The organism is Micromonospora sonchi (genome assembly GCF_014646235.1).
In the GTDB taxonomy this organism is placed as follows: Bacteria; Actinomycetota; Actinomycetes; order Mycobacteriales; family Micromonosporaceae; genus Micromonospora; species Micromonospora sonchi.
Genome location: NZ_BMNB01000003.1, coordinates 158,279 through 174,761, shown reverse-complemented (window position 1 = coordinate 174,761; position 16,483 = coordinate 158,279). Strand labels below are relative to the sequence as shown.

Genomic DNA, 16,483 nt, shown 5'->3' with positions numbered 1-16,483 from the left:
CAGGGTCAGGCGGCGGCCGGGGCCGGCTCGGCGGGGACAGCGGCGGCGGCTTCCTTGGCGGCCTTCCGCTTGCGGGCGGCGATCGTCTCCGGCAGCACAAACGTGTGCGCGCTGACGGCGGCCGGGCCTTCTTCGATCAGCCACTTCGTCAAGCCGAGCGCGTACAGAAACCCGCGCCGGTAGGTTCGTTCAGTGGTCACGGCCAGGCGGACGGTCACACCGTCAGGCCGAAGTTGGACGAGCATGCCGCCGTCGGTGGGCAGCATCGGGAACTCTTCGTCGCTGTTCTTGATCCGCACGATCGGGGCATGCCGGTAGCCGGTGAGCTGCAACGCCTGCTCGGGATAGAAGCGGGGCTTCTCGCCCTCACGGGTCTTGAAATCGATTACCAGGTCGACGGTCAGACCGAGCTTGGCGGCCTTCTTCCACGGCACACCGGTCACGCGGGAGACGAGCTTCGCGGCAGCCTGCGACGCGGCGGCGTAGATGCGGATCACGCCGTCGGTGGTGCCGGCGTATCCGGCGCCCCGGTTGACGACCAGCGCTTCGGACAGCAGGAACGAATCGGGGGTCAGCCCGTACTCGACAACGAACGCCTGGAACGCCTTCACGTAGGGGGCGATGTCGTCGTCGTAGGGCTTGATCTCGCCGTGCAGCGCCCACCACTCGATCACGTCGTGTACGCGGGTGCCTTCGTCGGCGCGGCGGGCCGTGTTCGCCATGTGCCGTTCGGCCAGCCAGTTGGCGATGCACGTTTTGCATTCACGGCAAGCGCAAGCGTCGCAGCGGATGGTGTTGTCGTGGTCGCAGCGGTGGCTGGTGTTGCCGCACGGCTTGATCCGCGACGCGATGACGATGGCCGGCAGTTCCTCGAACACGGCGGCAACGGCCTGGTTGGCGGCGTACCGCAGCAGGGCGTCTTTGGCGATGACGCCGGTAACGGCGGTGCAGGACACCAGCCGGTGGTCGCCGAAGATGTAGAAGCGGCGGTCGCCGTCTTCGGTGACGCCGTGGAAGGTGGGGCCGGTGCGCGGCGCGGTGTCGGTCATCACCAGTCCTGGTTGTCGAAGCGGGCGTCGTAGTCGAGGTCGGCGATCAGGCACGCCCGCCGCGAGCAGCCGGCCAGCAGTGAGGCGACCGGCCCGCCGCACGTCGGACATGCCGGTTGGTAGCTGGGCGGCGGCATCGGCGACGGAAACGGGTTCCCCGGGGTGGGGTGAGGCATCGGCGGCAGCGGACGGTCAGCGAGCAGCGGCACGGCGGTCACTGGCCGTCCTCCCCAACCAGCAGCCCGCACAGCGGAAAGTCGTCCAGGACGCAGCCGTCCGAGTCGATGTCACCTTCGGGCGTCGGGATGCAGGTGCAGCGCGGGTCGGTCACGGCTGGCCCCCGAGCACGACGCGGGCAACCGCCACGGCCTGCGGCAACGTCGAAGCGGACAGACGCACGTACCACTCGCCGGAGTCGGTGGCAGCGTCCACCACCCGGTCGCGCGCCTCGTGGTGGTCGGCTTCCGCTTCCAGCCAGTCCGCCAACGCGGCGTTCAGGTCGGGGCGGGCGTACGGGTTCGGGTTGCCCACGACAGCGGCGAGGGCGCGAAGGTGGGTGGCTGCCTCACGCAGCATGTCGACGTCGGTCACGGCTGCACCTCCGACTCATCGCAGGTGCCGCAGTACACGCCGGTCGAACCCTCCGGACCGCACAGCCAGCAGGCGGCAGCCAGATAGGCGGTGTACCGCTCACGGGCGTCGGCCGGTAGCCGCTCGAAACGCTGCCGCTCCGCACCCGCCGCCACCAGGGTCAGCGGGCCGTGCTTCTCTAGCGCGTAGCGGGCCAGGCAGCGGGCGTCCCGGCCGACGTTGAGGAAGGCGAGGGTGGCAGTGTCGCCGTGCTCGGCGATGTAGGCGATCCACTGGTCGCCGTGGCGGTCGGCCCACCGGTCGCCGTCGAGGGGCGGCCAGTTGGGGGTATCGCGGCGGGCCTGAACGAGGTCGAAGCCAGCGGATGCGGCAGCCGTGTCAGCGGTGATGGTCATGGGTCAACTCCGATCCGAGTTGGTTTGGGCGACGGCAGTCATCGGGGCAAGCGAGCCGTGCTCGGCGATACGCCGCACCGCCCGATCCCAGGCGTAGCCCCAGCCCTTCGGGGTCAGCCGGGCCGACGTGGTTTCCTGGTCGCCGCGCGTGTTCGTCTCGTAGGTGCTGTGCTTCGGCCGCACCAACCCGGCCTTGATCGCTTCCGCGTACGGTTCGTTGCGGCGGAGACTGTCCGACCGGATGATCAGGCCGATGTCGCCGAGGAAGTCGCGGATCTCGTCATGGCGCAGCCGCAGGCCGTGGTGTTCGTGCGCCCACAGTTGAAGGTCGTTGCAGAAGCTGGCGATAGCGGCGAGCCCGTCGGCGGCCCGAAAGTGGTCGGCCTGCTGGGCGCGGGGTTCCAGTTCGGCGATGGCGGTCTGCTGCTGCTCGATTTGCCGCGCCTGGTCGGCGGCGAGCTGTAGTGCGTCGGCGAACGACTGCGGAATCTGGTGGCGACCGTCGTTGGTGTCGAGTGCGTCGTACCGGCCGGTCTTGCGGATGGCCGGCAGCACGTCGTGGGTGATCCACCGCTTGAAGGTTTTCGCTTCCGGCTTGCGGCTGCGGAGGATCAGCGAGTAGAGGCCGGATTCGCTGATGATGGTGACGTTCTGCGCTCCACCGGGGGTACCCACACTGTGGGTGTCCTTTTCGTCCGCATCCAGGAGTGCCAGCGAGTTCTCCGGCTTGGCGATTTCCAGCACGGCGCACGCGTCGCGGCCAACAAACCACGGTTCGGCTCCCCGCAGGATGGTGCGGATGTTGTGGCCGGTGGCCGGGAATTGGAACACCTCGATGGTGGTCAAGGGGTGCGCTCCTAGCTTGCTCTGGCTTCCAGCACTTCCAACCCTTACGCTACCTTACAGACCTTCCAGAGTCTAGGGAGTTGTAAGGTGACGACATGACTGAGTGGCCGAAGATGGGCATCCAAACGGCCCGCGACAAGTTCCGGACCGTCGTGGACGACGCCCTGATCCGGAACACGCCCACCGCAATCGAGCGGCACGGCGAACCCGTCGCGGCAGTGATCCCCTACGGCCTGGCGCAACTCGTCCAGCAGGTCGGCGGCGTCGACCGCGCCGCCGAGATCCTGCGCGCGCACCTCAACCCGGAGCCCACCGAAGGCAGCCAGCCCAACACCTGACGGCCTGCCAGCCCTGACACGGGTAGGGGCCACCCCCACAGTGGCCCCAACTGCGCGAACCCGGTCAGCCACGCCGACCGTCCCGCTGTCGGGGCACCCTCGCCCGCCCCACCGCAAAGCCCCGCTGCGGCCCATCACACGGATGCCAACGGCCCGGCGCAGCCTGAAACGCTGCCCGGACCGGGCCCTGCACGGCGGCGTCCCGACGCCAGCGGCGCTGCCGGCGGACACGCACCACCAGCAGCGCCGATAGCCCGACTGCGACCGCCATCAGCAGTGCGCCGAGCACGTAGCCCCTCACCGCAGCGACCTCAGGTCCAGCACCCGTGTCAGCTCGTCCGGGTCGACGCTGCGGTTGCGCGGGTCACACACCGTGCCGGTACGCGGGCCGGTGCGGCGAGGCAACTCCACCGTCTCCGCCGACTCGACCGAATCCGCCTCGGGCCCGTCCACGTCCGCCTGGCAGCCGTCCGCGAGGTCGGGCCGCATCACCAGATACACGAGTCCCATCGCCAACAGCACCAGCGCGAGCATCACCACGAACGCCTGCCCGTAGTCGGCGGCGGTGATCCCGTACACCTCAATCGGCCGGTACGGGCGGTCAGACGACAACGGCATTCGGCGACTCCTCAACGTCAGGCATGGTGGGGGACAGCACGGCACACAACTCGGCCGCAACATCGGCGGGAAGGTGGACGCCAGCCCACTGGTGGGCGGCGTTGATGCGGGCGATGTAGCCGTTGCCCCACACCCGCTCCTGCTCCAAGTCGGCGAGCAGCTCGGCGGCCGACACGACGTGGGTGTGTTCCTGCCGCGCCTGGGTTTCGAGCAGCGTCATGATTCGATCCCGCAACTCGGCCTCTTTCGCGTCGCGGCGTTCGGTTTCGGCGCGCTGCTCGCGCAGCCGGCGGGCTTCCAGCGCTTCCAACTCGCGGACTCGCGCGGCCAGCCACGACCGGCTGCGCCACCAAATCGCCACACGGTGCAGCCACCTCATGCGGCACCTCGCCGAGACGGGACGGGCGGGATCAGCTCGGTGCGGTCCGGGTCGTCCAGCCGCTCCCGCAGCTCGCGGTTCTGGCGGTCGATCTCGACCGGGAACGGCACAGCCGGGGCGTGCGGGTTGTTGGGCCAGCCGATCGTGGACACCTTCTGTGTCGGCACGGCCGGGGGAGTCCGCAGGTTCCGGAAGTGCTGGGCGAACTCGGCGTCCACGGCGCTCATGTCGTCGGGCACCTTGGCCACCTGGGCCGGGCGTGTCTCCTCCTCGGGTACGGGCTCCGGCTGCGGCTCCTCTCGCGGCTCAGGTTCCGGATCCGACCGCTGCTGCGGCTGCGGCAGATACCACGGGCGCACACCGGCCGCACTCGCCTGCCAGCGTCGCGCCGCCTCCAACGTCGGGTCCGGGCCAACCGCGACAGGCCCCCGCGCGATCCGGGTCACATGCCACGCCCCCGCGAACAGCAGAATCAGGAGGCCGATCACGGCCACCACGACGATCGCTACGCCGAGTTTCTGTGCGGTGGTCAACTGCTCGAACATGGTCACGCTCCGATCAGGTCAGGGCTAGGCGGCGATCCGGTGGCGGGCGAAAGCGGCGGGCATGCGGTTGCGGTCAGCGACGCGGCGGCGAGGCCGGTAAGGGCCGGGGTTGGTGGCGGCGCCGGGGCGGGGCAGCCACACCGTGTCGCCGTCGCACTCACCGAGGCGGATCAGGTTGGCGGCGGGGACGCTGGCCCGCCCGACGGCAACGTCACGGACAGCAGCCGGCGTGTTGCGGGTTGCGAGATGCAAGATGCGTTGCATACGGGAGCGCAGAGACATGAGGGTGTCTCCCTTCGGGGGTGGTGGTTAAGCGGTGGAGAACGGACGCGGTGAGGCGACGTCCGCAGGGGTGGGCTTGCGGTTCAGCTCGGGCCAGTCACGGTCGTCCGGCACAAACCGGGACTCGTCCAGCCACCGGCCCGCGCCACGGCGGTCGTACTGCTCATCGATGTGGTCTTCGAGCGCGGCGATCCGGGCCTCCGCCCGCCTCAGCTCGGCGGCGAGGGAAACCAACTCGGCGTTCCGGTCCCGGCGGCGATCCCACCGGCCAGCCACGTAGGCGGGCACCATCTGCAAGGCGGCAGCGGCCAACCACACGTCGGCGAGCGCGAACGCAACCGACACGGCGAACGCCCCACCGCCGACCGCGAGGCCGACCCGGGCGGTCACGCCGCCACCCCCGCCGCCGTAAACAAGTCCACCGGCTGAACATCGTTGCCACGCCGAGACACCAGCACAGGAACAGACGCTTCGGCACCAGACTCGACAAGCCACAGCAGCCGCTCAACCGGCACATACGAACCGTTGTCCCGACGGCGACCCGGCATGTCCCAACCAGACCGGGCAGCCCGAGTTGCCGCATGTAACCAACCCGCCGCGCGAAGCGACGAACCCGACTCGTCAGCATGCGTGTACGTGATCGCCCGCCGGTAACCCATCGCCTTCGCGGTACGCCAACACGCCCCGTACAAGGCGGAGCAGGCGTGCGGGGTGCCGTCGGTGGCGACGCGGGTCACCTCAACGGTCAGCCCGTCGTCGTAGTGGCGGGCCACCGGACGCCCTACGGTTGCGACCCCAACGAGCAGGTCGGCGGATGCGACGCCGACAGCGAATCGGTAGCCAACGGGTGGGGTGTGGTGGCGGTGCCAGTCTGCGATGAACGCGACAGCTTGGTCGCGGTTGACCGGGACGATGTGCAGGGTCACCGCCGCACCCCCGCCCGGCGCAGGCTGCGGGACAGGATGGTCGGGTCGAGACGCGGCGACTCCTTACGCGGCCATGCATCAGCCCCCGTCGGCTCACGCGTCAGGGAGTCAACGCATCCGGTGCGCCCGTCGGTGTGCAGCCACTCGCCGGGGTTGAGCGGGTTGGGGCGGGTGATCGGTTCACCACAGCCACACGTGGCGACCTTGACGACAGTCCTCACGCCGCATCACCGCCCACAGGCACGATCTCCACCGTGCGGCGACCGGCCTTCACCGACGGCAACTCCTTGGCCCACCGGACCAGCCGCAGCTCCGCATCCGGCAGATCACCGGGGCCGATCGGCACCTCCACCACCGGGCGGCCCGGCGACGTCGGGGCCAGACGTAACACCTGCCCGTTCACCGGCCACCCCCCAACGGCAGCGGCAGCCAGCCGTGGTCGACCGCCACCACGCCGGCACCCACTAGCAGCGCACCCAGCAGGCCGACAACCGCCAGCAGCAGCCACGCGTGCCGGGACTCGACACGCGCCCACTCGGCCGGGCTGTCACGGCGGACAGCCTCAGCGCGCGTCGGAACACCGTTCGGGTCGATGCGAGTCACGCCGCCACCTCGCGGACGGCGTGGGCGTCCAACGCCGCGTACCGGCGGGCCACCTCAACGTCCACGTCGGGGGCGAAACTCGCGGCCAGTCGGTCCGGATCCCGATGCCCATAGGTAGCCACCAGGTCGGCGCGGGTCGGCTCGGGGCGGGCGTAGTCACCGGACGGAACCCAACCGCCGTCCCACACCTCACCGGCGAGGATGGCGGGCACCGCGCCGGGGTCAGACCAAGCGGCCTCATCCGACCACGACGGCAGCGGGCGCGGGTGGTTACGGAAGTCGTCCAGGGTGCGCAGCGTCACGACGGGCGGCGCATCGGCCTTTCGGCCGGTGTGCTCTACTTGAATAGTCACGTGGCTTGCTCCAATCGGTTGGTCACGTGCGGGCTAGTCGGACGCTCGCCGGGTCGCATCCGGTGGGCGTCCAGCCCGTTAGGGGTCGATCTGCTGCCGGACCCGCAGCGCGTACTCGCGCTCATCCAGCAGCCGAATTGCCTCCGGTTCGCCGTCGGCGATCACCGGCATCCAGTCGCCAACCCGGTCGACCGTGAAGTGGCCGGGCATCGTGCGGAGCCGCCTAGCCACCCCGCCGGGGCGAACGATGAGTTCGGCTTTCATGCGGAAGCCCTCCGCATCTCCACACCCGCGAGATGTGCGCGCTCGAAAAGCGCTGCGCGCCGCGCCCGCTCCCACGGGTCGATCACATCGGGGGACACGTGGGAATCGAACGGGTGCACATCCGGCAGCGGCACCGACGCCAGCTCGCCGAATGCCGGCGGCACGTCGTACTCCGGCCGATGCGCAAACCGGGCCTTGGCTCGGCTGCTGACCTCAACCCAATGCCCCCGGTACACCCACAGCGATGTGCCAGGAAGCCGATCGCGGATGAACAGGAAGATTTTCAGGTAGTCGGCGGCGCCGAACAGGGCGAGCGCGGGACGCTGCCCGGTTTGGCCCGCGTACGCCAGCACCTGACGCAGCCCGGCACGCCATCTGGCTGCGGGCTCCACCTCGAAAATGGTGGTGCTGGTGGCGACATCAGCGCGGCCGACGGGAAGCACGACCTCGCAGGCTCCGTTGACGGTGCGGGCTAGGGCGGCGATGAACGGCCCTTCGCCGGTGTGGGGGATTTGTTGGGGCCAGCGGCCGGAGTAGCTGCGTCCGTCTGGTGCGGTGACCCGCTTTCGCAATGAGCGAGTCATGCGGCATGCCTGCCAGTTCGGCGGCTGTGCAGCTTCCGGGACGCGGCGATCGCCGCCGCCACATCGTCATCAGGCGACGACACAGGCGGGGCGGCCTGCACCGACCGCCGCGACCGCTGCTCGATCAACAGGTTGACCTGGTGCAGGTACATGCGGCGGTGTTGACGTGCGGTGCCGTCGCCGATCGGAATGTGCTCGATGGTGCCGTTACGGCATCCGCGTTCGATCGACCGCAGCGACAGTCCGGTCATCGCGGCGACTTCCGGCAGCGTGTAGGGGCCGTCGATGCCGGTCATGCGGCTTCCAGCGCGGGCTGCCGGTCCTGGTCGACGGCGTCGAGGTACTGGCGGACCTCACGGTCGGTGCGGATGTGCAGGGGGTCGATGCCGAGGACTCGCGCCCATGCGGTCATGACGGTGGCGGTGGTCTGCTTGTTGCCGAGTTCCACGTTGTTGATGTGGATGGTGCTGATGGCGACGCCTTGGGAGCGGATGCCGTGGGCGAGCTGTTCGAGGGTGAGCCCGCGCCACTCGCGGAGGGCCCGGAGGCTGACTTGCGGTGGGATCCATCTGGGCATAGCGCTATCTTGCGCTAGCTAGCGCAGGAAAGCAAGGGAAAGCCGAGGTGGGTCGACGGCCATGTGGTCAAATCAGGGTCTAGTAGCCCTCCGTGGTTAGAGGGATACTCACGAAGTTGAATCAGACAGCTGGGGGGCTGCACGATGACGACTGTGCCGACCGCACAACGGGCCATGCCACGTAATGGCAACTGGACCTTTCCGAACCTTTCCGCGAGGATGGTTGCCGTGGCAGACCACAGCCCCGACTGGCGCCGACTAGGCCAACACGTCCAACGACGCCGCGAACAACTCGGCCTCACCCAAGCGCAAGTCCAGGCTGCCGGCGGCCCATCAACCGCCACCCTCCGCAACATCGAAAACGCCACACAAGCCAGCTACCGCAGCAGCAACCTGCGCGCCCTCGAACGCGTCCTCGAATGGCCCGACGGCACCATCGACGCCATCCTCAACGGCAACGAACGACCCACCGCCGCCGCCCCACGACGCACCCCGCTGCTCGCCGAACACGAACCCGAACTACGGCAGCTCGCCACCAACCCAGACATCTCCGAACACCTGAAAGCCTGGGCGCAGTCGATCCTCGACCAGATCGAACAACTCAGGCAGGCAGAGCAACGCGACGCCGCCGAACGCGGCCGGGCAGCCTCCTAGCCATCCTCATCCTCGGCAGCTATCCGCCGGGCACCCAAATCATCCAGGCGTGCCCGGTACTTGCCCTTCCACGCATGCGCGTAGATCGTCAACGTCGTCAACGGCGACGCATGCCCCAACCGGTCCTGCACCTCATGCAACTGCCAGCCGGCGCGAATCAGATCACTCGCGTGCGTGTGCCGCCCGTCGTGCAACCTCGGACGGCGACGCAGCACACCGGGGCAGCCGCACGTCGACACCTCCTCCGGCCGCAGCTTGCGCACCGGACCCCGCTTCGGTTTCGGTGGCGCGGGCGGAGGATGAACATCGCAGCGCATAGCCTCCGCCACCGCCTGCATCCAATGCCGCCGATTCAGGTTGTTCTCCGCCCACGTCGGCTCGGCACCCCGACGCTTCTTCTTCCCCGGACACGGAAAGACCAGATCGCGGGGCCGTTTGCCCTTACAGCGCGCGGCCAGCACCTTCGCCACCTCAGTCGACGTCGACACCACCCGAAACGACTTCGCCGACTTCGGCAACCCAATCCGGTCGCCCTTCTTCAACGCCCGCCGCACCCTGATCTCCGGCTCCGGGCCGTCCACCGTCACGTCCTGCACCCGCAACACCAGCACCTCACCCAACCGCAGGCCGGTGTTGACGAGCACAAACCACAAGTCCTGGATCAGCGGATCACAGCAGGCGTGAATCCGGTCAACCTCGGTGGGGGTCAAAAACATGCCCTCGAACGGCGTTGGTTTCGGCAACCCCACCCGGTTCTTCCGCGTCCCCGCCGGACGGGCCAAAGGGTTCGCGGGAATGAACCGGGGCACCGCCGCGCCGAGCACCAGATGCAGCACCGCGTGGGCGGCACGCACAGAGTTCGCCGAGATGGGCTGCCCACCCGGCTGCGCCTTGGTGCGGCGAACCCGCGTCGCCTTGAGCGTCTTCACCCACTCCTTGAGCACACTCTCGGTGATCTCGTGCAGGTACTTGTGGCCCAGGTAGGGCAGCACCCGCACGTTGAGCACCTGCATGTAGCCGGCGAGGGTGTCCGCCTGAATGTCATCGAAGCCGGGCGCGTCCGGGTTGACCGGCCGGCGGTCGGCTTCCCACAACTTCACCCACTCGGCGAGGGTGACCGCCCCGTCGGGGATGTTGTCGTCCTCGCCGAGGATGGCGCGCAGCACCTCGTCGCGGGTGATGCGATGCTCGTGCGCTTCCACCAACTTCTTGGCCCGTTCGGCGAGTTCTTTGGCCGCAGCAGGCTTGGGTGCGGTGAACGTCGCCGACTGTCTGGCGCCGGTCCGGCTGCCGCCGAGCCGCCAGCAGACCCGGTAGTTGGTGCCGCGTTTTTCGAGTGCCGCCATGGTGTAGAAGATAGCGGGATCCGGTGACCCCATGGGGTCACAAAGTGCGCCTTGCGTGCTGCTGGGTGCCGTTCGGTGTCGCTACAGCATGCGGGTTGACCTGCATGTTGGTGCCGGATGGCAGGTCAGCCTCATGTTCGGGAACCGATTCCTAAACCGTGTGTCGCAGGTTCGAATCCTGCCGGGGGCACCCTGAAGATCAGCATAAACGCCCTCTGGCCTGCGGACACGCTTCCCCATCGATCCTCCGAGGTGTGCAGCCGAATGCCACCCGAAGCCGCCGTTTGCAGCCGTCCGTGCAGAATACGTGCAATGATCTTGGACGTATCGGCAAGGCTGTTTGCCCAGCTCAGCGGTACGTCCGAGGGGGCCAGCAGACGCGGGCTGTTTGGCAGGATCATGGTCGTGATGATTGGCCAGCCGACACCGCCCAGCCGCGCCGACGTCGAGGCCCGGTTCACAGCCATCCTCGACGGCAGCCAGTCGCGCGATGAGGTCGACCGTTGGGCAACCCAGGTTATGCAGAGTCTGGAGTATGCCGAGGTTGATGAGACGATCTGGTGGGCACTCGGGATGCTCTCCGGCATCGATCTTCGCCACGGGCCGGGTGAACCGTACCTGCATGACGATGAACAGGTGCGCGGCTGGCTTGCAGAGTTCCGGGTACGGTGCACCGTCATCAGTTGAGCGCCGCCTCGATGCGTTCGTTCATCCGGCTGCGGTCCCCGTCGAGGCACTTGGCGTACACCCTGAGCAGGACGTCGACCGAGTGCCCGGCACGCTGCGCGACCTCCGGCGCCGGCAGCCCGGCGTTGAGCCACAGCGACACCCCGGCGTGCCGCAGGTCGTACGGGCGACCGGCCAGGGGAGAGGCCACCCGGTCCGGAGGCAGGCTGAACCGCCGCGCCTCCTCCCACACCCGTGAGTAGGTCGAGGACGCCACCACGTTGCCCTGCCTGCTGCGGAACAGCCGCCCGTCGACGCCCACCCCGAAACGGTCGATGTGCGCCCGCAGGATCGCCACCAGCTCCGGCGGGATCGGCACCTCCCGCGCCTCTGCGTCGCCCCGGTGCTTCAACCCCCGATCGTCGTGCACCTCGCCACTGTCGGTGTACCGCTTCCCCGCCGCCGGCCGGGACTTCTCCAACGTCAGCAGGCCCCAACCTTTCGCCGGAAGGTGGCAGTCCCGCTCCCGCAGGCCCAGCGCCTCACTCGGCCGCAGCGCCGCGAAGTACAGGCAGGCGTAGAAGGCGACCAGGCGCTCACCGCGCCGGCCGTCCTTGCCACGCTGCCCGACGTACGTGACCCCGACGAGCCGTTCCCGCGCCTGGCGGACGTTCACCACGACTCGGCGGTCAACCTCGCCGGACAGCTTCCGCCGGCTCGACCGCACCCGCAGCTTGTCGACTGGGTTGAAGTCCAACAGCTCCAGCTCGACGGCGTACTGAAGGACGTTGTAAAAGACCGAGCGTCGCCGCCTGGTCGTCGACGCCGCCGCCGGCCGGCCGTCCATCCGAAGGCCGAGCGCGTCCAACGCTGGCCGCACCACCGCGGCTTCCGCCAGCGCCGATAGTGGCAGCGAAGCCCGCTCCAACCAGCGCAACGCCGCCGCGACCTCCGCCGGCCGATCGAGTTGCCGAGACGCAGGCGGAAACTCCCACTCCCGCAACGCCCGCCGCAGGACCACCGGATCAGGCCGCCCGGCCATGTCCCGCACCAGCGCGGCCGTGACCGACGCGAGGGCATCCGTCGTGCTCTCCCGGGACTTGGCCGCCGCAGCTGGCCACTTCATGTCGAGGTACCGGCGGACGAACCCGAGCCAGCTCACCGACTCTTTCGGCGCAACCATCGACTCCGGCAAACCGGAGTCACCGTCGAACGCTTCGCCCCGGTTCGCCGCCTGCATCAGGTCCGACCGGAAGTTGTCCGCCAGCGCCCGGGTGCTGAACGTCCGCGACTTCGGCCCCGTTCCCACCACCCACCGAACGGTGTACGACTTCTTGCGGCCCGCCAGCGCGTTGACCTGAATGCCCCGGATACGCACCTCGCGCGACTTCACGCCGCCTCCCGGTGCTGCTTCAGCCACGCCCACAGGTCCCGCCGTTCAATGCGCAGCTCACCGTTGGGCAGCTTGATGCACTCCGGGGCGATGCCCAGCTCACGCCAGCGGTAAAAGGTTCGCCGTGACACTCCGTTGAGGACGGCAAGGACTTCCGGAACGGTCAGCAGCTCACTTTCCATGAGGGGTTCTGTCCTCCAGATCATCAAGCAGCAGGGGAGAGGGGAGCAGCGGTAGCCGAATCGGCACTGGCTGTTCGTTGCCTTGCTGTGTCGAGGTCTGCCCGCCACCGGATGCGGGCCGAGATGGCGCGTAAGAGTCGGTGTTCCAGCGGTGGGACGTCGGGGTCTTCGGGGCGGGCGAGTTCGAACCGGTATCGCGTCGACTCGTCTGCCTCGTCGGCGGCCTGGTCGTGTTCCTCGGTGTCGGCCATGCCGCCGGCGAGGATGGCGCGGACCCAGGCCCGGTTGTCCGCCCGGTGGTCGGCGAGGGTCTTCCCGGACCACTGCCGGGAGACGAGGACGCGCCGGCCGGTGAAGCCGAGGGTGGCGCGTTGGTGGACTTTCCCGGTACACCGGCCAGGGGTCAAGCCGGCCTTGACGCCGTCGGGCTGGACGCCGTAGAGGAGCCAGTTGGCGCAGGTCGGCGAGCAGGGCAGCACGGACAGTTCCGCGTGCAGCCGGTCGAAGTGCGCCTTCTGTGCGTCGGAGCGTGGCCGGGCCTGGTCGGTGAGGTCTTTGGTGACGTACTTGGTCACGTACCGGATGGACCGTTCCGCGTCGCGGGTGCCCTGCTCGATGCCGCGTGCGTCGATGCGGCCGAGGCGGGCGACGTAGGCGGGTCGGCTGTCGGGTTCCTCCAGGGCGTCGAGGGCTTCACCCCAGGTCGGTAGCGGCTCCCGGGTTTTCGGGTCGACGTACGCCTGGCGGTCGACGTCCCAGACCGGCGGCCTGTCCACCGGATAGACCGCCTCGTTGAACGACGGCCACCACACCTGGTGGTAGGTGGCTGCCGCGATTTGCTTGAGCAGCCGGCGCGGGAGGGTGCCGCGGATGGCGAAGTGTGCGTGTGGGGCGAGGCGGCGTTGCAGCTCGACGGCGCCCGCGTATTGGACGTTCCAGCCGGCCGCCCGGCGCACGTTCTGCCACCACCGGTCGAGAACCCGCGCGAAGTGGATCGCATCCAGGGCGGCCCGCCGGTAGTCGTACGCAGTCGGGTCGACCGGCGTGCCGAGCACGTCATCGTGCGGCCCGTGCCGTTGGCCGCACTCGCATGGCGCGATGTAGGGGCCGCGTCGTAGGTGCGAGTGCACCGGCCCGTGGGAGCCGAGCGTCAGGGTGACGAGCATGGACGGGCGGTGGGTCTTGCCGGCCCGCCCGGCGTAGGCCCGGCCGACCGTGCGCGGGTCGACAGGCAGCCGGGGCAGGTCGGGTGAGTCCTGACGCCGCCTGGTCGACCGCTTCCGGCGGGGCCGCTCGTCGCGGTCTTTCGGGGTGAGGTGCCCGCGCAGGCTCGTCTCTCCCAACGCCTCGTCCACTTCCGCGATGGCGGCGTCGATCTCGGCTAGGCGGGTGACCCGCTCGTCGGGAGTCATCGGCTGGTACTGGAGTGCTTCCCGTTCGAATTCCAGGTGTGCCCGCACCCGCACGAGGGCGAGGGCGTCTTCCCCGGGTTTGTCGGGGCGGATGGCGGGTTCGTCGGCGAGGTGCCAGCCTTCCCGGATCTGCTGGATCCGCAGCCGCCGGCCCCGCTCCGCGCACGGCTTGCACTTGACGGCGAGAGTCGCCCCGCAGGGCACCTCGACCACCTCGGTCACGCCGGTCACGGTGTCCGTGCGGCGCAGCGCCAGGGGACGAACGCAGACGCCGTGCTGTTCGGCGAGATGCTTGAGCGCCTCCTTGGCGAGCGGCTTGCGCATCCGGTCGGCCCGCGACCCCGGCCGAGGCCGCTCGACAGCGTCGGGGGCCGGGGCCGCGGTGGGGATCAGTTCGAGTTGGCTCACTGGTCACCTCCCGAACCGGCAGGGGTGCCGTTGCGAGGGGTGAACGCCGCCGCCGGGACAGGCACCAGCCCGGGACGCCGCTCGATCGACGGCACCGGCCGCAGGACCACCGGCCGAGGCTGCTCCTCGTCGACGTCCCGAACGACGGCCGCCGCCTGGTCGTCGTTGACCCGTACCGACGGCGCGTCACTTCCCGTCGCCTGGTCGTCGTTGGATGGCACCGGCAGCGCGTCGCCTCCGGTCGGCCCGTCGCCGCGTCGTTCGTCGGTCGGCTTGTCGACGGGCGCCAGTACCGGCGCGGTGGAGAAGACGAGTTTGGACAGGCCGAGGAACGCCAGCGCCGGGACGGCGGACAACAGCCAGCCGGACAGGCCCGGCTTGGCGACGGCGAGCTGCGCGGCGAGGGACAGTGCGACGGCGCAGACGAGCAGAAACATCGGGTACCCGATCGGGCCGCCCGTGCGGCGACGTTGCCGAATGGTCAGCAGCGCTGCCAGGGGTAGGAGTTCGGAGATGGCGGCGTTGGCCCAGCCGAACCAGTCCCCCGTACCGGCAGGCGAGTTCGCCATGGTCCAGTCATGCACGTGCGTGAACGACGCCGCCCCGGCCAGCCCGCCGACGACGAGGACGATGAGGACCAGGACGCCGCCCTCAATCCGTTGCGCGTTGGTCTTCACGCCGTCACCTCCTGCGCGTGGTCGAGTCGGCGGTAGGTGCGGCCGAGGGAGCGGATGTCGTCGTCGGTGAGGTAGGCGAAGCGGACCCGGACGGGTTCGCGGACGCCGTCGAGGACGACGAACCCCACCCCCGGCGACGTTTCGGGGATCCGGTCGCACAGCGCGCCCCGGTCGCGGGCGGCGTCGCCGAGGACCATGTCCACCTGCTCCGGTTCGGTCAGCCGCAGCCCGATGCGGGTCGGGAACAGGTCCCGGAACGGCAGCACGTCTTTGCGAGGGTCTTGGAGTGCGGCGACGAGGTGCACGCCGACCGCGCGGCCCTGGGACAGCAGGAGGCCGAGGGATTCCTTGATCCGATCCCGGACCTTCCGGTCGGTGATGTAGGCGGTCAACGCGGCCAACTCGTCGATGACCAGGACCAGCAACGGTTCCTCGACCGTCGGCACGTGCTGCCGCGTGACACCGCGCAGCCGAGCCGCCCGCATCCGCATTCGTTTCACGGCGTCATCGAGGGCGCCGGCCATGCCGTCGGCGTCGTCGTAGGCGAACCGGGCGAACAGCGGCACCCCGGCCGCCAGCTCCATCCCGCCCTTGGGATCGAACGCCCACACTTCGACCAGTCCGGAGCGGATGCCGCCGGCCAGGGACCGGATGAGCGACCACAACACCGAGCCCTTGCCCGCCCCGGTCGCCCCGGCGACGAGCACGTGTGAGCCGGCCAGCCGCAGCCGATACGGCTCGCCGTCCTCCCGCACCCCGAGCGGCAGCCCGCCCAGGTCGGGCACGTCCGCCACGGGCAAAGGTGCGACGGTGCCGGCGAGAGGGTCGCGGCGCATGAACCGGACCACCACCCGGTCAGGACGATCGGTGGAGCGTGCTTGCCCGGTGTCCTGGCGGAAGGCGTAGGCGAGGCGTTCCGCGGCCTGGCCCCAGTCGTCAGGGATTTGGCCGGGAAGCATCCGTACGGTCAGCTCATCGCCCCACCGATCACACTGCACCCGCAGCAGGCGAGGCACGTACCGGTCACCACCGAACACCGTCGCCAGCCCACAGGTGGCCATCACCGACGCCCACCGAGGCCGATACACCGCCAACGTCCGGACCCGGGCGACGAGGGGGTACCAGCCGAAGCGCAGCCACGACACCGGATGCCACCGCCACCACCCGACACAGCCGGCCGCAACTGTCGTGACGACGCCGGCCAGGACCAGGCCACCGAACTCGGCCCGAATCCACAGCGCGAGCAGGGCCGGGCCAGTGAGCCACCAGTAGCGGACGGCCAGGACGGTGAGGCGGAACAGGCCCCGGGCCAGCCACCAGAACACCAGCAGCCAGCCCGGCACCCGCCACGCGGGAAGACGCACATTCATCGGCGCCACGGGGATCTTGTCCCCC

The 16,483-nt window shown here is 69.5% G+C and carries 27 protein-coding genes; 3 read left to right on the top strand and 24 right to left on the bottom strand.

What is annotated here, in order from left to right:
• Positions 1–5: 5 nt before the first annotated feature.
• From IEY61_RS04660 to IEY61_RS04640, 5 genes are all read right to left on the bottom strand, one after another.
• Positions 6–1,049 carry a hypothetical protein gene (locus IEY61_RS04660; RefSeq protein ID WP_189040978.1) on the bottom strand — a complete coding sequence of 348 codons (1,044 nt, stop codon included), beginning with the start codon at positions 1,047–1,049 and terminating at the stop codon, positions 6–8.
• Positions 1,049–1,267: a hypothetical protein gene (locus tag IEY61_RS04655; protein WP_189040977.1), complete on the bottom strand. Its 219-nt coding sequence runs from the start codon at positions 1,265–1,267 to the stop codon at positions 1,049–1,051. The genes IEY61_RS04660 and IEY61_RS04655 overlap by 1 nt, the downstream gene beginning before the upstream one ends.
• Before the next feature lie 109 nt (positions 1,268–1,376).
• Positions 1,377–1,640 carry a hypothetical protein gene (locus IEY61_RS04650; RefSeq protein ID WP_189040976.1) on the bottom strand — a complete coding sequence of 88 codons (264 nt, stop codon included), beginning with the start codon at positions 1,638–1,640 and terminating at the stop codon, positions 1,377–1,379.
• Positions 1,637–2,035 carry a hypothetical protein gene (locus IEY61_RS04645; RefSeq protein WP_189040975.1) on the bottom strand — a complete coding sequence of 133 codons (399 nt, stop codon included), beginning with the start codon at positions 2,033–2,035 and terminating at the stop codon, positions 1,637–1,639. The genes IEY61_RS04650 and IEY61_RS04645 overlap by 4 nt, the downstream gene beginning before the upstream one ends.
• Before the next feature lie 3 nt (positions 2,036–2,038).
• Positions 2,039–2,881 (bottom strand): BRO family protein, encoded by an 843-nt coding sequence (locus IEY61_RS04640; RefSeq protein ID WP_189040974.1) that lies wholly within the window; start codon positions 2,879–2,881, stop codon positions 2,039–2,041.
• 95 nt (positions 2,882–2,976) lie between these two features.
• On the opposite strand from IEY61_RS04640, the gene IEY61_RS04635 reads away from it, so the two are divergent.
• Positions 2,977–3,219, top strand: a complete 243-nt coding sequence (locus IEY61_RS04635; RefSeq protein WP_189040973.1) for a type II toxin-antitoxin system Phd/YefM family antitoxin — start codon at positions 2,977–2,979, stop codon at positions 3,217–3,219.
• A 297-nt stretch (positions 3,220–3,516) separates the two neighbouring features.
• Here IEY61_RS04635 and IEY61_RS04630 read toward each other — a convergent pair whose 3' ends face one another.
• The 13 genes from IEY61_RS04630 to IEY61_RS04570 all read right to left on the bottom strand — a co-directional run bounded on the left by IEY61_RS04630 (position 3,517) and on the right by IEY61_RS04570 (position 8,350).
• The gene (locus IEY61_RS04630) at positions 3,517–3,837 is read right to left on the bottom strand and encodes a hypothetical protein (RefSeq protein ID WP_189040972.1); all 321 of its coding nucleotides are present in this window, start codon (positions 3,835–3,837) and stop codon (positions 3,517–3,519) included.
• Positions 3,821–4,216: a hypothetical protein gene (locus IEY61_RS04625; RefSeq protein ID WP_189040971.1), complete on the bottom strand. Its 396-nt coding sequence runs from the start codon at positions 4,214–4,216 to the stop codon at positions 3,821–3,823. Before IEY61_RS04625 ends, IEY61_RS04630 begins: the two co-directional genes overlap by 17 nt.
• Positions 4,213–4,767, bottom strand: coding sequence for a hypothetical protein (locus IEY61_RS04620; protein ID WP_189040970.1), 555 nt, complete (start codon positions 4,765–4,767; stop codon positions 4,213–4,215). The genes IEY61_RS04625 and IEY61_RS04620 overlap by 4 nt, the downstream gene beginning before the upstream one ends.
• Before the next feature lie 18 nt (positions 4,768–4,785).
• Positions 4,786–5,013 (bottom strand): hypothetical protein, encoded by a 228-nt coding sequence (locus tag IEY61_RS04615; RefSeq protein WP_189040969.1) that lies wholly within the window; start codon positions 5,011–5,013, stop codon positions 4,786–4,788.
• A gap of 57 nt (positions 5,014–5,070) precedes the next feature.
• Positions 5,071–5,433 (bottom strand): hypothetical protein, encoded by a 363-nt coding sequence (locus tag IEY61_RS04610; RefSeq protein WP_189040968.1) that lies wholly within the window; start codon positions 5,431–5,433, stop codon positions 5,071–5,073.
• Positions 5,430–5,969, bottom strand: a complete 540-nt coding sequence (locus IEY61_RS04605; RefSeq protein ID WP_229705686.1) for an XF1762 family protein — start codon at positions 5,967–5,969, stop codon at positions 5,430–5,432. Before IEY61_RS04605 ends, IEY61_RS04610 begins: the two co-directional genes overlap by 4 nt.
• 217 nt (positions 5,970–6,186) lie before the next feature.
• Positions 6,187–6,372 (bottom strand): hypothetical protein, encoded by a 186-nt coding sequence (locus IEY61_RS04600; RefSeq protein ID WP_189040967.1) that lies wholly within the window; start codon positions 6,370–6,372, stop codon positions 6,187–6,189.
• Entirely contained in the window at positions 6,369–6,572 is a 204-nt protein-coding gene (locus IEY61_RS04595) for a hypothetical protein (protein WP_189040966.1), read from the bottom strand. The genes IEY61_RS04600 and IEY61_RS04595 overlap by 4 nt, the downstream gene beginning before the upstream one ends.
• The gene (locus IEY61_RS04590) at positions 6,569–6,925 is read right to left on the bottom strand and encodes a hypothetical protein (protein WP_189040965.1); all 357 of its coding nucleotides are present in this window, start codon (positions 6,923–6,925) and stop codon (positions 6,569–6,571) included. Before IEY61_RS04590 ends, IEY61_RS04595 begins: the two co-directional genes overlap by 4 nt.
• 78 nt (positions 6,926–7,003) lie before the next feature.
• On the bottom strand, positions 7,004–7,189 hold the full coding sequence (locus IEY61_RS04585) for a hypothetical protein (RefSeq protein WP_189040964.1): 186 nt from the start codon (positions 7,187–7,189) through the stop codon (positions 7,004–7,006).
• Positions 7,186–7,773: a hypothetical protein gene (locus tag IEY61_RS04580; RefSeq protein WP_189040963.1), complete on the bottom strand. Its 588-nt coding sequence runs from the start codon at positions 7,771–7,773 to the stop codon at positions 7,186–7,188. The genes IEY61_RS04585 and IEY61_RS04580 overlap by 4 nt, the downstream gene beginning before the upstream one ends.
• The gene (locus IEY61_RS04575; RefSeq protein ID WP_189040962.1) at positions 7,770–8,069 is read right to left on the bottom strand and encodes a hypothetical protein; all 300 of its coding nucleotides are present in this window, start codon (positions 8,067–8,069) and stop codon (positions 7,770–7,772) included. Before IEY61_RS04575 ends, IEY61_RS04580 begins: the two co-directional genes overlap by 4 nt.
• On the bottom strand, positions 8,066–8,350 hold the full coding sequence (locus IEY61_RS04570; RefSeq protein WP_189040961.1) for a helix-turn-helix domain-containing protein: 285 nt from the start codon (positions 8,348–8,350) through the stop codon (positions 8,066–8,068). The genes IEY61_RS04575 and IEY61_RS04570 overlap by 4 nt, the downstream gene beginning before the upstream one ends.
• Positions 8,351–8,578: 228 nt before the next feature.
• Between IEY61_RS04570 and IEY61_RS04565 the strand changes: the two genes are divergently transcribed.
• Positions 8,579–9,004, top strand: a complete 426-nt coding sequence (locus tag IEY61_RS04565) for a helix-turn-helix domain-containing protein (RefSeq protein WP_189040960.1) — start codon at positions 8,579–8,581, stop codon at positions 9,002–9,004.
• Here IEY61_RS04565 and IEY61_RS31025 read toward each other — a convergent pair.
• Positions 9,001–10,350, bottom strand: coding sequence for a tyrosine-type recombinase/integrase (locus tag IEY61_RS31025; RefSeq protein WP_229705685.1), 1,350 nt, complete (start codon positions 10,348–10,350; stop codon positions 9,001–9,003). The two genes, IEY61_RS04565 and IEY61_RS31025, sit on opposite strands and share 4 nt — an antisense overlap.
• 312 nt (positions 10,351–10,662) lie before the next feature.
• On the opposite strand from IEY61_RS31025, the gene IEY61_RS04555 reads away from it, so the two are divergent.
• Positions 10,663–11,037, top strand: coding sequence for a YxzC family protein (locus IEY61_RS04555; protein WP_505820227.1), 375 nt, complete (start codon positions 10,663–10,665; stop codon positions 11,035–11,037).
• Here the strand turns inward: IEY61_RS04555 and IEY61_RS31020 are convergent.
• The 5 genes from IEY61_RS31020 to IEY61_RS04530 are packed head-to-tail and all read right to left on the bottom strand — an operon-like array spanning position 11,030 to position 16,458.
• Positions 11,030–12,409, bottom strand: a complete 1,380-nt coding sequence (locus IEY61_RS31020) for a tyrosine-type recombinase/integrase (RefSeq protein WP_229705684.1) — start codon at positions 12,407–12,409, stop codon at positions 11,030–11,032. The two genes, IEY61_RS04555 and IEY61_RS31020, sit on opposite strands and share 8 nt — an antisense overlap.
• Positions 12,406–12,591: a helix-turn-helix transcriptional regulator gene (locus tag IEY61_RS04545; protein WP_189040959.1), complete on the bottom strand. Its 186-nt coding sequence runs from the start codon at positions 12,589–12,591 to the stop codon at positions 12,406–12,408. Before IEY61_RS04545 ends, IEY61_RS31020 begins: the two co-directional genes overlap by 4 nt.
• Before the next feature lie 23 nt (positions 12,592–12,614).
• Complete coding sequence (locus IEY61_RS04540) at positions 12,615–14,411, bottom strand: replication initiator (protein ID WP_189040958.1); 1,797 nt, start codon at positions 14,409–14,411, stop codon at positions 12,615–12,617.
• The gene (locus tag IEY61_RS04535; protein WP_189040957.1) at positions 14,408–15,088 is read right to left on the bottom strand and encodes a DUF2637 domain-containing protein; all 681 of its coding nucleotides are present in this window, start codon (positions 15,086–15,088) and stop codon (positions 14,408–14,410) included. Before IEY61_RS04535 ends, IEY61_RS04540 begins: the two co-directional genes overlap by 4 nt.
• Complete coding sequence (locus IEY61_RS04530) at positions 15,085–16,458, bottom strand: FtsK/SpoIIIE domain-containing protein (RefSeq protein ID WP_229705683.1); 1,374 nt, start codon at positions 16,456–16,458, stop codon at positions 15,085–15,087. The genes IEY61_RS04535 and IEY61_RS04530 overlap by 4 nt, the downstream gene beginning before the upstream one ends.
• Positions 16,459–16,483: the final 25 nt, after the last annotated feature.

Bases quoted from the DNA above. Each gene is read 5' to 3' on its own strand.
- IEY61_RS04645 (WP_189040975.1), bottom strand. From the start codon at position 2,035: ATGACCATCACCGCTGACACGGCTGCCGCATCCGCTGGCTTCGACCTC.
- IEY61_RS04575 (WP_189040962.1), bottom strand. From the start codon at position 8,069: ATGACCGGCATCGACGGCCCCTACACGCTGCCGGAAGTCGCCGCGATG.
- IEY61_RS04570 (WP_189040961.1), bottom strand. From the start codon at position 8,350: ATGCCCAGATGGATCCCACCGCAAGTCAGCCTCCGGGCCCTCCGCGAG.
- IEY61_RS04545 (WP_189040959.1), bottom strand. From the start codon at position 12,591: ATGGAAAGTGAGCTGCTGACCGTTCCGGAAGTCCTTGCCGTCCTCAAC.
- IEY61_RS04630 (WP_189040972.1), bottom strand. From the start codon at position 3,837: ATGCCGTTGTCGTCTGACCGCCCGTACCGGCCGATTGAGGTGTACGGG.
- IEY61_RS04530 (WP_229705683.1), bottom strand. From the start codon at position 16,458: ATGAATGTGCGTCTTCCCGCGTGGCGGGTGCCGGGCTGGCTGCTGGTG.
- IEY61_RS04660 (WP_189040978.1), bottom strand. From the start codon at position 1,049: ATGACCGACACCGCGCCGCGCACCGGCCCCACCTTCCACGGCGTCACC.
- IEY61_RS04580 (WP_189040963.1), bottom strand. From the start codon at position 7,773: ATGACTCGCTCATTGCGAAAGCGGGTCACCGCACCAGACGGACGCAGC.
- IEY61_RS04625 (WP_189040971.1), bottom strand. From the start codon at position 4,216: ATGAGGTGGCTGCACCGTGTGGCGATTTGGTGGCGCAGCCGGTCGTGG.
- IEY61_RS04555 (WP_505820227.1), top strand. From the start codon at position 10,663: ATGATCTTGGACGTATCGGCAAGGCTGTTTGCCCAGCTCAGCGGTACG.
- IEY61_RS31025 (WP_229705685.1), bottom strand. From the start codon at position 10,350: ATGGCGGCACTCGAAAAACGCGGCACCAACTACCGGGTCTGCTGGCGG.
- IEY61_RS04635 (WP_189040973.1), top strand. From the start codon at position 2,977: ATGACTGAGTGGCCGAAGATGGGCATCCAAACGGCCCGCGACAAGTTC.
- IEY61_RS04585 (WP_189040964.1), bottom strand. From the start codon at position 7,189: ATGAAAGCCGAACTCATCGTTCGCCCCGGCGGGGTGGCTAGGCGGCTC.